Annotated in this window: 12 protein-coding genes; 1 reads left to right on the top strand and 11 read right to left on the bottom strand. The window is 62.2% G+C overall.

The annotated features are described in order from the left end of the window. Positions 1-125: 125 nt before the first annotated feature. The 6 genes from RFM68_RS19000 to RFM68_RS18975 all read right to left on the bottom strand — a co-directional run bounded on the left by RFM68_RS19000 (position 126) and on the right by RFM68_RS18975 (position 7701). Positions 126-2507 carry a polysaccharide biosynthesis tyrosine autokinase gene (locus tag RFM68_RS19000; protein ID WP_320234539.1) on the bottom strand — a complete coding sequence of 794 codons (2382 nt, stop codon included), beginning with the start codon at positions 2505-2507 and terminating at the stop codon, positions 126-128. Between the two features lie 167 nt (positions 2508-2674). Continuing rightward, positions 2675-3571, bottom strand: a complete 897-nt coding sequence (gene galU / locus RFM68_RS18995) for a UTP--glucose-1-phosphate uridylyltransferase GalU (protein WP_320234538.1) — start codon at positions 3569-3571, stop codon at positions 2675-2677. Positions 3572-3613: 42 nt separating this feature from the next. Further along, positions 3614-4588, bottom strand: coding sequence for a glycosyltransferase family 2 protein (locus RFM68_RS18990; protein WP_320234537.1), 975 nt, complete (start codon positions 4586-4588; stop codon positions 3614-3616). Next, positions 4578-5519, bottom strand: coding sequence for a glycosyltransferase family 2 protein (locus RFM68_RS18985; RefSeq protein ID WP_320234536.1), 942 nt, complete (start codon positions 5517-5519; stop codon positions 4578-4580). The genes RFM68_RS18990 and RFM68_RS18985 overlap by 11 nt, the downstream gene beginning before the upstream one ends. After that, complete coding sequence (locus RFM68_RS18980) at positions 5516-6505, bottom strand: glycosyltransferase family 2 protein (RefSeq protein ID WP_320234535.1); 990 nt, start codon at positions 6503-6505, stop codon at positions 5516-5518. Before RFM68_RS18980 ends, RFM68_RS18985 begins: the two co-directional genes overlap by 4 nt. Before the next feature lie 23 nt (positions 6506-6528). Next, a complete protein-coding gene (locus tag RFM68_RS18975) occupies positions 6529-7701 on the bottom strand; it encodes a glycosyltransferase family protein (RefSeq protein ID WP_320234534.1) in 1173 nt (390 codons plus the stop codon). 276 nt (positions 7702-7977) lie between these two features. On the opposite strand from RFM68_RS18975, the gene RFM68_RS18970 reads away from it, so the two are divergent. Beyond that, positions 7978-9351 carry a polysaccharide pyruvyl transferase family protein gene (locus tag RFM68_RS18970; RefSeq protein ID WP_320234533.1) on the top strand — a complete coding sequence of 458 codons (1374 nt, stop codon included), beginning with the start codon at positions 7978-7980 and terminating at the stop codon, positions 9349-9351. Here RFM68_RS18970 and RFM68_RS18965 read toward each other — a convergent pair. From RFM68_RS18965 to RFM68_RS18945, 5 genes are all read right to left on the bottom strand, one after another. Further along, positions 9253-10719, bottom strand: a complete 1467-nt coding sequence (locus tag RFM68_RS18965) for a lipopolysaccharide biosynthesis protein (protein ID WP_320234532.1) — start codon at positions 10717-10719, stop codon at positions 9253-9255. The genes RFM68_RS18970 and RFM68_RS18965 overlap by 99 nt on opposite strands. Then, on the bottom strand, positions 10716-11834 hold the full coding sequence (locus tag RFM68_RS18960; protein WP_320234531.1) for a glycosyltransferase: 1119 nt from the start codon (positions 11832-11834) through the stop codon (positions 10716-10718). Before RFM68_RS18960 ends, RFM68_RS18965 begins: the two co-directional genes overlap by 4 nt. A 273-nt stretch (positions 11835-12107) precedes the next feature. Continuing rightward, a complete protein-coding gene (locus tag RFM68_RS18955; protein WP_320234530.1) occupies positions 12108-13187 on the bottom strand; it encodes a glycosyltransferase in 1080 nt (359 codons plus the stop codon). A 145-nt stretch (positions 13188-13332) separates the two neighbouring features. Further along, on the bottom strand, positions 13333-14553 hold the full coding sequence (locus tag RFM68_RS18950; protein WP_320234529.1) for a glycosyltransferase family 2 protein: 1221 nt from the start codon (positions 14551-14553) through the stop codon (positions 13333-13335). A gap of 91 nt (positions 14554-14644) precedes the next feature. Further along, positions 14645-15976: a UDP-glucose dehydrogenase family protein gene (locus RFM68_RS18945; RefSeq protein ID WP_320234528.1), complete on the bottom strand. Its 1332-nt coding sequence runs from the start codon at positions 15974-15976 to the stop codon at positions 14645-14647. Positions 15977-16104 lie beyond the last annotated feature (128 nt).

Raw genomic sequence — 16104 nt, 5'->3', positions numbered from 1 at the left:
GAGGATGACGAAGGGATAAGCCTTCCGGCTAACCACAAAGGTCTGCAACCGCCTCTAGACGGCAACGGGATGTCTACGGCATCAAGATGCGGAGTAGTTCGCCTTTCATATAACCGCTGCCCGCCTCAGGCGACTTGCTTGGCGCGCGATTCCGACTTGTCCAGATAGTAGCTCGAGTAGCGGTCGAAGAACCTTTCCGAGCCGCCGAGCGAGCCGTATTTGGCCAGCTTCTTCAAATCGACCTTGTTGAGCACCGCGCCGGTGATCTTGTTGGCGATATAGGGCTCGGATTCCAGCATCGAGCGCACCATGGCGCGCGGCGTGCGGCCCCATTCGGTGACCAGCACGAAGCCGTCGACCAGCGGCGCGAAAGCCTTGGCGTCGACAACGGGGCCGAGCGGCGGCAGGTCGACGATGATGTATTCGAACGTTTCCTTGGCGTTCTCGATGAAGCGCCGCATGCCGGCCGAGCCCAGAAGCTCGCTGGTGTGCGAGAACTGGCCGCGCAGCACGGCGGGAATGATCGCAAGCTTGGTCTGGCGGTCGACCTTGCCGACGGACTGCCAGGTCTGGCCGTTGACCACCGCCTCCATCAGGCCTTGTTCGGCCTCCATGCCGAGGCTGCGGCTGAGGCCGGGATTTCGCAAGTCGCCGTCGATGAGCAAGGTCTTGGCGCCGTTGACAGCGAGCAGGCCGGCGAGGTTCGCAGCCACCGTCGACTTGCCTTCTCCAGGCAGCACCGAAATCACGCCGATCACCCGGCAGTTGCGGTCCTCCATCACGACGTCAAAAGCGATCTTGGCGTTGCGCAGCGTCTCGGCGAACATCGAAGCCGGGGCGTCGATGCTGACGCGCATGCGCGCCCGTTTCTCGGCCGCGGAGAGGCTGGCCACCTTGCCGTCGACCGGCAGGTCGTCGGCCTTGGCATCCCTGGCCTTGCCGCCGCCGATCGTCGGCAGATAACCGAGGAACTTCAGGCCGGCGCGGTCACGAATATCCTCGCCCGTCCTGAAGAAGCGCTCGTTGAACTCGTTGAGGCCGCCGAAGCCGGCGCCAAGCATCAGGCCCAACACCAGCGACAGCGCCAGCACCCGCAGGGTGCGTGGGCTGGAGGCGGCCAGCGGCATCGTCGCGTCGGAAATGATGCGGACCTTGCCGACCGGGAAGGACTGCTGCTGCGAGGCTTCCTCATAGCGGCTGAGGAAGGTCTGGTAGAGCGTGGTCAGGGCCTGCGCCTGCTGGTCGAGCTCCTTCAGCTTCACCTGCGACTGGTTGTCGATCGAGCTCTTGCCGGCGGCGGTGGAAATCTTGTCGCGCAGCGCCGTCTCTCGCGCCTGGGCCACTTCGAAATCGTTGCGGTAGCTTTCGGTGATTTGCTTCAGCTGTCCGAATATCTGCGCCGAAACATCTGCCTTCTCCTTGGTCAGCGCAACCGCCTGCGGGTGATCCTTGCCGAAATTCGCCTCGACGTCCTGCAGGCGCTTCGCAATGGCCAGATAACGGGTCTTGAGCGCGATGATGACCGAGCTGCTTGGCTGGTCGGCCGCTATGGCCGAATCGTTGAAGGCGCTTTCGGAGCCGCTGTCGACGATCGCCTTGTACTGCTGGTAGCGGGCGCTGGCGCGAGCCGTGTCGGCCTGCGCGACGATGAGCTGGGCGTTGAGGTCGGCGAGCTGCTTGTCGCTCAGCAACTGGCCGTCGCTGTTGGCGGAAAGGCCATGCTCGGCCCTGAACTTCTCGACCGCCAGCGAAGCGGCCTGCGAGCTTTCGCGCAACTCGGTCAGCCGGCCCTGCAGCCATAGGGCCGCGCGCTCGGTAGCGTCGAAGCTGGCGTTGAGCTGGTCGGCGAGATAAGCATCCGCATAGGCTTTCGTGATGGCCGTGGCGAGTGCGGGATTTGTCGCCTGGTAGCCGATGCCGATGACATTGCTGCGGCTGACGCGATCCGCCAGCAATCCGGTCTGCAGCGTAAGAACCGCGTAGTCGTGAGTCGCGGTCTTGATCATGGCCTCGCGCGTCGCGGCATCGACATTCTGGATACCGGGGAGGTCATCGGCGGCACTACCGCGGAAATAGCCGACGATGCCGCGCAGGAACCCGATGCCCTTGGCCAAAGCCGATTGCGGTGGGTTCATGAAGTCCTGGTTCTGGTCGAGCTTCAACTTGTCGACCACCTCCGACGCCAGCCGCGCCGAGTTAAGAATCTCGATCTGGCTGAGGATCGTCGCGTCGGTCTGCTGCGTAACGCTGGCAGCCGAGATATCATCCATGACCTTGTTCATGCCCTCGTCGATCAGGACGCTCGCCACGGACAGATATTGTTTGGGTGTGGTCTGCAGATAGATCACGCCCAGGAACAGGCCGATGATGGCGCAGACCGCCACCACCTTGGCCTGTCGGGCGGCCATGCCAAGCAGACGCTCGACGTCGATGAAGTCTTCACCCTTTTCCTGATCGGCACCGGGCAACGGCATCCTCTTGTCGAGAGGGAAGTTGGCATAGTTCATGTTCGGTCCAATTCCAGGTTGCAGGCGCTATCGGCCTTGATAGATCGGCGTCGTGACCAGAAAAGACCGCGCAACGTTGTTGCCAGGATGCGCCGGGCCGGAAGGCCCGGGCGCTGGTGTGGCTGTCGCGCCATCGCGAGTTCGCATATGCACCCGAAAGATGGGCATTATGCGGCTACTTCCCGGCGCTCATGCGACCGGACAAATTGCTGCAGCATTTCGAAGACAGGCCCTTTCATGTCGTCGCGTGCCAGAGCAAAGGCGATGGTGGCCTCGATGAAGCCCTCCTTGGAGCCGCAGTCGAACATGCGACCATCGAAAGGCTGGGCGTAGAAGGGTTGGCTCTGAGCCAGGCGCACCATGGCGTCGGTAAGCTGGATTTCGTTGCCGGCGCCGCGCTGCTGGTTGCCGAGCAGGGCAAAGATTTCCGGCTGCAGCACGTAGCGTCCGTTGATGTAGAAATTCGACGGCGCATTGGCGGGGGCGGGCTTTTCGACCATCGCCGTGACCTTGAAGCCGGAGCCGACCTCGTCGCCGCGGCCGACAATGCCGTATTTGCTGGTTTCGGCCGGGTCGCAGCGCTCGACGGCTATCACATTGCCGCCGGTCCGCTGATAAAGATCGACCGTCTCGGCAAGGCAGCCGCGCCCGCCGAAGGACACCATGTCAGGCAGCAGCAGCGCGAAAGGTTCGTTGCCGATCACGTCGCGCGCGCACCATACGGCATGGCCGAGGCCCTGCGGCGACTGCTGGCGGATGAAGCTGGTGGCGCCGGCCTCCGGCAGCAGGTTTTCCAGCGACTGCAACTGCGCCTTCTTGCCGGTCTGCTCCAGCGTGCCGATCAGTTCAGGATGCAGGTCGAAATAGTCCTCGATCACCGCCTTATTGCGGCCGGTGACGAAGACGATGTGCTCGATGCCGGCCTCGAACGCCTCGTCGACGGCATATTGCACGACCGGCTTGTCGACGACGGGCAGCATTTCCTTGGGCATCGACTTGGTCGCCGGCAGAAACCGCGTTCCGAGCCCCGCCACCGGGATGACTGCCTTCCTGACTTTCTGCATCTGGTATTCCTTCTGAGAGAAACGATTTCTACCTATCGCCGGCTATGAAAAATCGCCCGCATGCTTCATCTCCCCGTTCCCACGGCAAAACTGCGCCGCAACCCTTCTGAGCCGGACCGCGATCGGCATCGATATGTGCCTGACCGCGGCCGGATCCCTGAGCGCCGCGACTATCGCCTTGAGCGGCGCGCGCGCCTTGATGTGCTGAACCAGGTTCAGGAACGATGCTGCCTTGCGCAAGCTGCGTCCGCGCCTGGCGAAGGCCGCCTGGGCCCCGCTGTCCATGGGATATGCCGCCGCGAACGCGGCGTCGGCCTTAACCATCGCCTCGACGTGGTGCAATTCGAGCACGCGCGAGATCGAGCCGGTGCGGATGTGATAGACATAGCCGACGGTCGGCTCGACCGCACAGCGGCCACCGCTGGCCAGCGCGCTCGCCAGCAGGATGTAGTCCTCGCCGATGCGCAGCTTCTCGTCGTAGCGCAACCTTTTGTCGTCGAGGAACCGCCGCTGAAAGATCGGCTTGAGGTAGCCGAGATTGAAGCGCGATTCGAAGACCAGATTGCCGGCGATATAATCGGCAAGCGAGATTTCGCGTAGGTTTTCCAGATAGCCGGTCGGGAACATGATGTCGTCGGGTGTCCCGTCCTCGCGCACGACCTGGACATTGTCGACGGCGATCTCGGCGCCGGCCGCTTCCGCCCGCGCGATCATCGCCGCCAGACGGTCCGGATGCACGGCATCGTCGGAATCGAGCACCGCCACCCAACGTCCCTGGGCCAAGTCGAGGCCGGCATTCCTGGCGCCACCCGGGCCGCAGTTTGCGGGCAGCGCCACCACCTTGACGATATCTTCCGGATAAGCGCGCGCCACATCCAGCGTGCCGTCGCACGACTGGTCGTCGACGACGATGATTTCAACGGTCACGCCACGTTGCGCGATCGCGCCGGCGATGGCGCGGTCGAGGGTCGCCTCGGCGTTATAGGCGGCGATGACGAAGCTGACGTCAGGCTGCACGCTTGTCCCCTTGCTCTGGCGATGTGAGGCCGTACTGGCGGATTTCGCGGACGCCGACCAAACCGCTGACAACACCAACGTGCATAATGCCGCGCAGCACGCTGCGGTTCCGCCGCACCGGGCTGATTGCGGTTAAAATGGCCATGCCGAAGCAGTAGGCGGCCTTGGCTGAAGCCAATCCAACCTGGCCCGCGCGGCGCACGCCGCCGGTGTCGTGTCCGATCAAATGGCCATGCGTCTGGCCGAAGCGGAAGCGGCGGCGGCGCAGCCAGTCGAACGCGGCCCTGGCGCGCGGCACGACCTCGTCGACGAAAGCGTCGGGCGCAAAGGCGATGCGGCCGCCGGCCTTGACCATATGATCGAAGAACTCGGTGTCCTCGCCGCCGGTCTGGCCGCGCGCCAGGCTGAAGCGCCGGCCGCGCAAGCTCGCATCGGTCATTCTGAGCAGGACGTTGCAGGTGTAGCCGGTGCGGATTTCGCCGCGCACCCAGACCGGCAAGGTCGAGTGGAAGTCGCCCTTTCGCATCCAGCCCGGCGCGTCCTGGCGATAGTGCGCCCGCACCGGTCCGAGCACCGCCGCGGCGCCCGTGGCATCGGCCGTCGCCATCAATTCGACCAGCCAGCCGGGCGACGCGGTCTCGTCGTCGTCGATGAAAGCGACGAAGTCCGACACGCTGGCGTCGAGGCAGGCGTTGCGGGCGATCGAGATGTTGCGCGCCGGCGCGTGACGATAGCGGATCGGCAGCTTCAATTCTTCGGCCAGCGCCTTGACGACCTTCTGCGCGCCGGGTTCATCGTCATTGTCGGCGATGACGACGCCGATCTCCAATCCCGCCGGCTTCTCCAGCACGGCGACGGAGCGCAGCGTGTCGGCCAGTTCCGGCCGGCGGAAGGTGCAGATGCAGATGTCGATCGAGCGGCCGGCCATCATGCCACCTTGCGCTGCAGGCGAGGCGTCAAAAGCTGCTGCCAGAAGCCGACGGACCAGCCGAAATGCATGACCATCGCCGAGACGCCGGCCAGCGCGATGCTGGCATTGCGCTGGCGTATCGCCGTCGCCAGGCCGTAGCCGAGGCATACGGCCGCCCACAGCAGGAAAGGCACCGCCGCCAGCCAGTGCACGAAGGAGAACAGGGCCAACAGCACCACCGGCGCCACCAGAAGCGGGATCATCTGCCGCAGCTTCGGCACCATCCGGTGTTTCAACACGTTCCTGGCACGGCCGCGGCCATAGCCGAGATACTGGAAATAGAGGCCCTTCAGCGTCGAGCGCGGATAGTAGACCATCTGCGTCCTGGCGCTCATCCAGATGCGATAGCCGGCCCGGCGGAGGCGATAGTCGAGCTCGGCGTCCTCGTTGTGGCTGAAACTCTCGTCATAGCCGCCGACATCCCTGAAGGCGGCGATGCGCATCAGCGCGTGATGGCCGTGATCGACCCATTCGCCCTCGGATATATGCCGGTGCTTCGAGCCGCCGGTGCCGAGCTTGGAATTCTGCGCCGCCGCGACTGCCTTCTGCACCGCACCGGTGCCGGCGGTCAGCATCGAAACGACGACCGAATCGGCGCCGGTGGCAAGCGCCTCCTCGACCAGCCGGTCGCAGTAATCGTCCGGATAACCGCCATGGGCGTCAATGCGGATGAGATAATCGGCGCCGTCGCCGAGGGTGGCCACCGCCAGATTGATGGCGGCGCTCTGGATACGCTTCGGGTTGGCGATCAGGATGACCCGCGGATCCTTGGCCACGATGTTTTCGACGATCGCTTGCGTGCCGTCGGTGCTGCCGCCGTCGGCGACGATGATGCGACCGCCGAGCCTCGCAGCCGCGGGCCGCAATTGGCCGAGCAGGCCGCCGATATGGGCCGCCTCGTTGAGGCAGGGAATGACGATCAGGATCGATGCGGCGGCCTGCGTCATCGGTTTTTGTGCGTCCTCTACCATCATGCCGCCGCCGCCGACGCAAAAGTCGAAGGTATGGTGGCGAGACCGCGCAGCTTTTCGACGAAGGCCGCGCAGTCGCTGCTGTCGTAGCTCCACGTCCTCGGATTGCCGCCCAACACCCGCGACTTCAGACCGCGATATGCATCCTGGTCCATCCGGCTGAGCGTCGCCTCGATGCCTTCGGGCGTCGCTTCGGACAGAAGCACGCCGATGTCCCGCTGCTTCAGGAACCTGCCGGTTTCGGTGTCCGCCATCGAGATCGGCACGGCGCCGAAGCGACAGCCCTCATAGAGGCGGTTGGGAAGCAGCCATTCGGAATTCTGGCCGGCTTCGAAGAAGTCGATCGCCCAGGAGAAATGCACCTCCCGGTAGATTGCCGCCATGTCCTCGGGATTGCGGTAAGGCCCGCGGAACGAAAGCCACGGCTCGGCCTCGACGAAACCGTGAAAGTCCGGAAATTCGGACAGTGCCGGACGGCCTCTGAGCACGACCTCGAAACGTCCCGCCTGCCGGCGGGTGAAATCGGCCAGCAGTTCCAGCGAGCGGCGGCAGCGCAGCGCGCCGAACCAGCCGATGCGCCAGGGCGGCGTGATCGGGCTGTCGTCCTCGAAGGAATCCGCGGCGACAACCGGCGCGGTCTCGAAATATTTGTTCTCGATCAATTCGACAGGCGCGACGATCTGCCCGAACGGCTCGAAATAATTGGCAATGAAGGCCGGGGAGCTGGTCACCAGAAGCTTCACGTCGCGGGCAAGACGACGCTCCGCGCCACGCAGCGTCCTGCCGACAAAATCGTCCCGCAGCACCAGGCGATGGATATCCAGGCATTCATAGACGATCGGCACGCTTGCCCCGAGCGCGCCATTGGCGCGGCGGGCCAGCGCCAGCATCTCGAGGTTGCGCGCGATGATGAGATCGGGCCTGGGCATGGCGCCCAGTTTCGCGCCGATCGACACGGCTGCCTTGGCGACCGCGCCGATGCGCTGCGCGAATCGGCCGTCGCGCGTCGCGCCAAGGTCGACAGGCTCGATACCCTCGATCTCGGCGACCGGACTGGTGGTGCGGCGGAAGCCCGCCAGGGTAACCCTGGCGCCGCCTGCCTTGAGCATCTGGACCCTCCGGCGTACCGCCGGGTCGGATACGTCATGCACAAGGTACAAGACATGCAGCATGTAACTCGACCCTGTTGGGCCCACCCGTCAGGATGCTAGTACAGCTTTTGCTGCATCGCAACAATTTTGGTGCGGCGTAGCAAACGCCCGCACATTTTTTGTTGCACTGCAAAAATGATACGCTACTCTTAACCTTGGCATCGATCTGGGTTCCGCGCTGGCTAGCGGTGCGTGCAGCATGCCAAAAATCGCGACGCGGACCGCGTGGCAGCACTTCGGCAACTGTGCCGTCTTAACCGCCGCTGGCCTGGCCACGGACGCGAAACGAGGTACCCCATGAAAGTCGTGGTCGAAAACACGGTGTGTCTGAACACTGGCGATGCCGCGATCCTGTTGGCTATACGCCATATTCTCAAATCGATCGCCGGCGGCGATGTGCAGTTTTTCGTTTTCGACAGTCAACCCGACGTCGCCGCCCGCCTTTACCCAAAGAAGGATTACCCGGATCTCGAATTCCACAAGCTGCTGGCGGAATCCCTGTTCAGGGATAAGCGTGGCGGCGGGATAAAGGGCCGCCTCAAGTCACTCTACAATTGGGGGGTCTTCCACGCCTTGCGTCGCTTCGCCCAAAACGGTGCCGCCAACAGCGTTTTTTTCAGCCAGAGCGACCGCCGCGGCCTTGACGCCTATGTAAGCGCGGACCTGGTGGTGACGACGGGCGGAACCTATCTCGTCGAGAACTACGATCTTGAAAAGCGGCTCAATCAATTCCGTATCGATGCGATCCTGGGCAAAGATCCCATCTTCTTCACGCAATCGCTCGGCCCGTTCAAAAAAAGCTATAACCGCCAGGAGCTTGGCCCGATCTTTGATCGGGCTCCGCTCATCCTGCTGCGTGACGAGCGATCCAGAAATCACATGCTGGACCTGGTGAAAGACCCGGGCAAATGCCACGTGGTCGCCGATGCCGTCTTTGCCCTGGCTGATACCGACAGGATCAAGAAACATCTCGGCAGCGCACCGGCGCCGACGGGCCGCGTCGCTATTTCCGTCCGCCACTGGAGCTTCGTCAGCGACGGTGAGGATGGCATGCGCCGCTATCTCGATTCGATCCGGGAGATCGCCACAATTCTTGTCAGGGACCATGCCAAGGAGGTGACCTTCGTTTCAACCTGCCAGGGCGTGCCCGAATATGCCCATGACGACGCCAAAACTGCACGCGCGATCGTGGCCGAACTCGATCAGGAGATCGCCAAACACGTCAGTGTGGACGCCGCATTTCATACGCCCGACCAACTGATGGCGCTGGTAAGGGGTTGCGACTTCGTCGTCGCTACGCGCATGCATATGATGATCATGTCGCTTTGCGTCGGTACGCCGGTGCTGCCGATCGCCTATGAATTCAAAACCAAGGAAGTCGCCAGGAACATCGGCGTCGCCGACCTTCTGCTCGACATCGATACGGTGACGCCATCGGAAGCGGCCGAAAAACTCGGCAGATTCATCGACGACCTCGACCTCTATCGCCGGGCAAGCCTTCAGGCCGTGCTGGAGGAGCATGCCTCGGCAATGTCGGCAACCGGGCAGTTGTCGCCCTTGGTAGCCAACCGCTCACCCAATGTTGCGAGCGACGTTGGCAAGCGTGGCGAACAAAGCCTTGCGCGACTGCGGAACAGCAAGCATGAGGGCCAAGGCGAAGCCGTAGTTTAGGGCAACCGCCACAAGGATCGCCAGCAGGTCCGACTGGCCGGTCAGCGACGCCGGCAGCGACAGATACGAGAGCCAGGCAAGCAGGGACGAGAAGATGAAGAGCCCCTGTATGGCCAGGAAATCGCCGGCCGTCACCGGACCGACACGATGGATCATGGCGGTAAGCACCGGGATGCGCAGCACATAACCGCTGATGGCATAGGCAGCCGCAACGCCGATGGCGCCCCAATGCAGGCCGACGATGAAGGAGGCAACGGTCGTCAGCGACGAATAGATGCCCCAATGGAACATCGTCTTCGTCTTGCCCTGACAGATGAATATCCACCCCGTGGTGCTCGATACGGACTGCATCAGCCCGGCGATGCCCAGCCAGGCGAAAATCGGCGCCACAGCCATCCAGCGCTCGCCGAAGAGAAGCCTGACCACCTGCTCCGAAGTCAGTGTCAAAGTCGCAATGCCGGGCATAGTGATAACGGCCAGCAGCCAGTTTGTCCGGACATAGATGTCTCGAAATCGCTGCCTGTCCTCATGGATGCGACTGAGCAGCGGCACCATGATACGCGTCAGCGGCTGATTGATGTTCTGCAGCGGAAAAAGCAGGAGCTTGTAGGCGCGATCATAGTAGCCAAGCTCGACCGCGCCGGAATATTTTCCGATGAAGATGTTGTCGAGGTTGCGCGAGAGAAAATTGACAAGGTTGAAGCCAGTAAGGTTCGCGCCGAACCTGAATATGTCGGCGTCGACCTTCAGATTCGGCCAGGACGGCGTCCAGCGTGTCACCAACCAGCCGGCAACCAGCGCGACGACAGCTGAAACAGCCGGGCCCAAAACCAGAGACCAGTAGCTAAGCCCCATATACGCCGCGGTTGCGGTAGCGATCAGTCCGACGGCCGCAGTGATTGTGTCGTTGAGCGCAAGCTGGCCGAATTGCAGATGGCGGTTCATCAAAGCAAGCGGCACCGCGGCAAGACTGCCAAAAAGCAGAGGCACGGCGGAAGCAAGTGTTATCCCCCACATTCGCTGATCGCCGTAGAAAGCAGCAATGGCGGGGGCCAGGCAAGCCACGACGACCGCGGCACACAGGCCTACAACCGCGCTCAGCCAGAAGACCTGGTTGAGTTGCCGTTGATCGATCTCCTTGCGCTGGATGACCGCCTGCTGAAGGCCGAGATCCTGAAGCAGGCCGACGAAGGCCACGATCGGCCCGACGGAAGCCACCAGGCCGAAATCCTCGGGAACAAGCAGTCGGGCAAGGATGACGACCGAAAGGAATTGGATCGCCATCTTGAAGCCTTGCGCACCGGCCGTGACCAGCCCGCCGCGCAGGGCTACGCGACCGAATTGCGGGGGCGGCGGATTGGCATTCATGTGATGGATCCGCCTTGCCCTAGCCGCGCAACGATCTGCGCAAAGCGTTCATTCAAGATATCCGCATTGAAATCGGCCTCGACCTTCCTTCGAGCGGCAAGCGCTATCGGCTCGCACAGGCCCGGGTTCTCGGCGATCCAGGTAAGTTTGCCAGCAAGCGCGGCGATGTCCCGTTCGGGCACGAGGAAGCCTGTTTTCTGATCCTCGATCAGCTCTGGAATCCCCGAATGATAGGTACTGACGGCGATCAGGCCGCCGGCCATTGCCTCCATGAGCGCAACCGGTATTCCTTCCAGATCGCCGTCTCGCCCGGCGACGCTTGGCAGAAGGAAGATATGGGCCTCACGCAGGCGCTGCTTGACCTCGCCGTGCGGACGCGGTCCAAGGAAAGTCACCCTGTCGGCAATGCCGAGATCGATGGCGGTGAGCTTCAATTCCTGCAACAATTCTCCGCCGCCAATCACCGAATAGATCCAATCGCGGTGTGGCAGGCCAGCGAGGGCACGAAGCGCATATTCGACCCCCTTCTTCTCGGTCAGTCGACAGACCGAGATGAAGGACAGCGTGCCCTGCTGCCAGGAGCGCCAGCGATATTCGATCTCGCCAGGACGAATGCCCATGTGGTGGACCACGACTTGCGTCGGCGCGGCACCGGCATCGATCAAGGCCTGACGGAAGAACGCGTTCACAGGGAGCTGGAGAACCCCTTTTTCGAAAACAGGCCGGTAATAGCCGAGTGTGTTGTCGTGCATCGGCCTGCCGACATCGGTGCCATGGAATATGGTCACCAAAGGGGCGGAAATCCTGCGCCGCTTCATGATGCGAGCGACGCGCAGTCCATTGTGGCCGAAATGCGCTACGATCACATCGACGTTTCGCAGCTTGCGCGCGTTGGCCAGGTCGATGCTGGTCGAAAGCTTGTCCCAAAACCTGCCCGACCATTTCTGGAGCAGCGAGCGGTAGCGATTCAGGCCACCCCACCAGGAAACGACCGGCCCATGTAACGTCCGCCAACGTGCATCGTCCACGTTACTGTCCTTGCCAAAGGCCATCTCGTTGCAGACGACACTGACTTTCATCCCCCTTTCAAGGCATCCGGCAATCTGATCGAGCACGAATGTCTCGGACAAAGTGGGAAATTTATCGACTACGAAACAAATCCTCATAGGCAGGATGTTCTCGCCCAAAAATTGGCCGGACGGTTTCCTCCAAACCATTTCATCTGGCGGTGTCGAGAATTGTCCATCAGGCTGGAAATATCACCGGCAAGGCCCGAGACACGCGGCATGAATTTTGACTCCTGTCGGCGCAACCTAATGCAGGGATTGTTGCGTCGCAACATTTTTGGTGCACTGCAGCAAGGTGGCTCCGTCTCTTTGTTCGGCAAGCTACGCAGCGCGGCGAACGTCAAGCCGGGCCGCTCTTTCGAGTAATTGGAGAAACACCACCAATTGCCGCGCGGGATCGAGCTCCGGGCGTCTGGAGAAGGTAAGAGCCGCTGCCGAAAGCCGTTCGTATTCCTGGCGATCGTCCCACAGGCGCCTGACCGCCGCAGCCCAGTCGGCAACCGGAGCCTCATAGTCGAGCACCACGCCGCCGGGACCTATGGCTTCGGGCAGGCCGCCGCGCCTCGACCCGACGACCGGGATGCCGCTGCAATGCGCCTCGGATGCGACGCGGCCCCAGGCTTCCTCCCATTTGCTGGGGGCAAGCAGGATCCTGGTGCGGCCATAGACCGTCTTCATGTCGTTGGTGCGGTTCTCAAGCGAGACGTTCGAGAGCGGTGCGATGGTCTTCTCGATACGGGCACGGTGGTCGTCGTCGAGCTTCCAGCTTTCCACGAACAGGAACGGAATCTCCGGGCAGGCGGCCGCAATCTTCACCGCTGTTTCGAAACCCTTCTCCTCATAGGGATTGATCATGGTGACGAATTCGCCGGTCGTGTGCGTGCAGTAGAGGGCGTCGTTGATGGTCGGCGGCAGAACAGTGGATTCGATGCCGAATTTTTCCTTGTAGGTGCGCGCCGTGAACTCCGAATTGGCGATGTATAAAGCCGAATGCAACTCGCGCGGATCGCCGGCGAGCTCATGAAATTCGACGTTATGGAGATAGACGACCAGCGGCACCCCTTCGGCGAGAAGCGCCTTTCCGAGCGGGACGGACTTGTGGCACTGCACGACGGCGACATCGGGCCTGGTTTTCTCGACGGCGAAGCCGGCCGCGTCCCAGGGGAACCAGGCGCGCATCACCGGGTAGCCGGGAAAATTGTCGACCACCGCGGGCTGCCGCAGCAGCTTCATCTTGGCGCGCGCCTTGAAGCCGAACATGCCATCGCCGAACAGCGAGGCAAGCACCGACGCCTGGTGACCGTGCTCGATCAGCTGCTCGACCAGATGGTGGGTGTTGGATTGCACGCCGCCGGTGAACTCGGGAATATATCCGTTGCCGCTTGCAAAAAGCACTTTCATCGTTCTGCTCCTGGCCCGGTTCATGTTTCACGGAAACGCCGAACCGTTCTATCTCTTTGTTTTGATGCAATTCCGGACGGAAAACCGTTTCACACTTTTCCTGGAATTGCTCTAATTCGGCCCGGCGGACGGGCATCCACGCCGATCAGCCGGCACTGCGTGCCGACGGAAGCTTCGAAGTCATTGCCTGGTACAACCGGCCGACCGAGGCTGAGAGCGACAGCGTCGAATACTCCCGCAACAGCTTCGATGCCGGGATCACCTTTCCCGCCTTCAGGTCCCGCGCCAGATAGTGCGGGAACGAATGCATGTACTCCCTGACGATGTCGGCCTTCAGGGCTCCCGACTTCCATGCCTTCACCGCCGAGACGAATTCGTCGGCCGGGGCGGACGCCAGACCCGTGTCGTAAGCTTCGAACGTACGCCGCACGATGGCGCGTTCCTTGTCGCTCAGGGACGTCTTTCCGGCTCGTTCGGCAAGCAAGGCGTAGCGGCGGATGTCTTCGGCCGCGTGATGCCATAGCCCCTTCCTGGCCATGATGCTCGAACGCTGCAGCAGTGCCTGCATCTCGAGATCCGCCGTCTTCGGCAAGGCTTGTTCCGAGCGATCGAGATACTCGTGGAGATCGACCGACTTGTAGATCTCTTCCATGATCGCCCGGTCGTATGAGCCCCAGGCCTTTATCCGGTTGGCATAGGAAATGACTACCTTGGTGCTGCCGCGAACCATGTCGTGCTGGCGCTGGAAGAACATGAGGCCGTCGACCCTGACGCTCCTGAACCGGCGCGCAAGCCTCAGCATCATCTCGTAGTCCTGCGACCGGACCAGGGTTTCGTTGAAGCCTCCCACCTCGTCGTAGCATTTGCGGCGCACCAGGAGGCCCGGCTGATGGACGTGGCAGTATTCGAGATGCGATGGGAAAAAATTGTCCTGGCTGACGTGGTCGAAGGCAACGATCTCGTAATTCTGCTCTTCGATCTGGGCTGACTGCTGAAAACGCGCATATTCGCCGAAAGCGAAATCGGCTGTCGGCTCCCGCTCGAACGCAGCCAGAAAACGTTCAAGCGCCGTCGGGTGCGCGACATCGTCGTCGTCGAATACCCAGACGAAATCTCCCGTGCAGTGCTTCAAGGCGAAATTGAGCGCCGTCGACTTGCCGCCATTCTCCTTGCGATAATATTCCACCGGCGCGGCGAAAGATGCGGCCACCGCGCCGGTGTTGTCCGTCGAGCCGTCGTCCACGATCAGAATCTGATCCGGCATCACGGTCTGCCGCAGCAGGCTGCCGATGCACTCGGGCAGGAACTTCTCCCTGTTGAAGGTGGGGACGATAACGGTGACCGTCGGTTTCTGCGGGGCAGCCATTGGTGACCTCATACCATTGCCGATGCGCCGTTCGCCGGCGTGGTTTTACAGACATGGCGGCGGCAGCTCCGCTCGAGGCAAGCAGCCCTTGTCATGCCGCCATCCTGCCGATCGAGAAATATTCGATGCCGTAGCGCGCGATCACCTTGGGATCGTAGAGGTTGCGGCCGTCGAAGATGACCGGCGTGGTCAGCGCATCCTTGAGCGCGTCGAAGGACGGCGCACGGAAGCTCTTCCATTCGGTGCAGATCAAAAGCGCGTCGGCGCCGCGCAACGCCGCCTCCTTGGTGCCGCAGAGCAGGAGGTCTTCGCGCAGGCCGTAGATCGCCTGGCACTCCTGCATCGCCTCGGGATCATAGGCCTGCACCTTGGCGCCGGCTGCCCACAGCGCTTCCATCAGCGTGCGCGCCGGCGCCTCGCGCATGTCGTCTGTGTTGGGCTTGAAGGCGAGCCCCCAGACGGCGAACGTCTTGCCCCTGAGCGCGCCCTTGAAATAGTGGTTGACCTTGTCGAACAGGACCGACTTTTGCGCATTGTTGCGCTCCTCGACGGCGCGCAGCAGCTTGGCGTCGAACTTGACGCCTTCGGCTGTCTTGATCAGCGCGCGCACATCCTTCGGGAAGCACGAGCCGCCATAGCCGAGGCCGGGATAGATGAAGTGGTAGCCGATACGCGGATCTGAGCCGATGCCCTTGCGCACCTCCTCGATGTCGGCGCCCAATTGTTCGGCGAGATTGGCCATCTCGTTCATGAAGCTGATCTTGGTCGCCAGCATGCAGTTGGCGGCGTATTTGGTGAATTCGGCGCTGCGCACATCCATCACGATCATCTTCTCGTGGTTGCGGTTGAACGGCGCATAGAGCTCGCGCATCACCATCTCGGTATCCTCGCTGGACGTGCCGACGATGATGCGGTCCGGCTTCATGCAATCGGCGACCGCCGAGCCCTCCTTGAGGAATTCGGGATTTGAAGCGACGTCGAAGCTCAAATCCTCACGGCCGCGCGCTTTCAATGTCTCGGCGATCCTGGCCTTCACCTTTTCGCAGGTGCCGACCGGCACGGTCGACTTGCCGACGACGATCTTGGGGGTGTCCATCTCGCGGCCGATGGTCTCGGCCACCGCCAGCACATATTTCAAATCGGCCGAACCGTCCTCGCCGGGCGGCGTGCCGACCGCGATCATCTGGATCTGGCCGTGCTTGACCGCCGCGGCCGCGTCGGTGGTGAAGCGGATGCGCCCGGCCGCGTGATTTTCCTTGACGAGGCTTTCGAGGCCCGGTTCGAAAATCGGGATCAGGCCCTGATTGAGCCGCTCCACCTTCTTCTCGTCGATATCGACACAAACCACCTCGTGGCCGACCTCGGCAAGCACAGCAGCCTGGACGAGACCGACATAGCCAATCCCAAACACCGTCAAATTCATTCGGTTTTGTTCCTGTTAAAGGCCGGGCCACAAAAGCGGTCCGGCCGGTTCAGATGTCCCCCAGGCCCAACGGCCTGGCTTGTCAGGCAGATCTTATCCGAAAACCAGTTCCCACTTTTCGCTGACGC

The organism is Mesorhizobium montanum, assembly GCF_033977145.1.
Taxonomy (GTDB): domain Bacteria; phylum Pseudomonadota; class Alphaproteobacteria; order Rhizobiales; family Rhizobiaceae; genus Mesorhizobium; species Mesorhizobium montanum.
The sequence above is the reverse complement of the archived record's forward strand: the minus strand, read 5'-3'. Positions and strand labels throughout refer to the sequence as shown.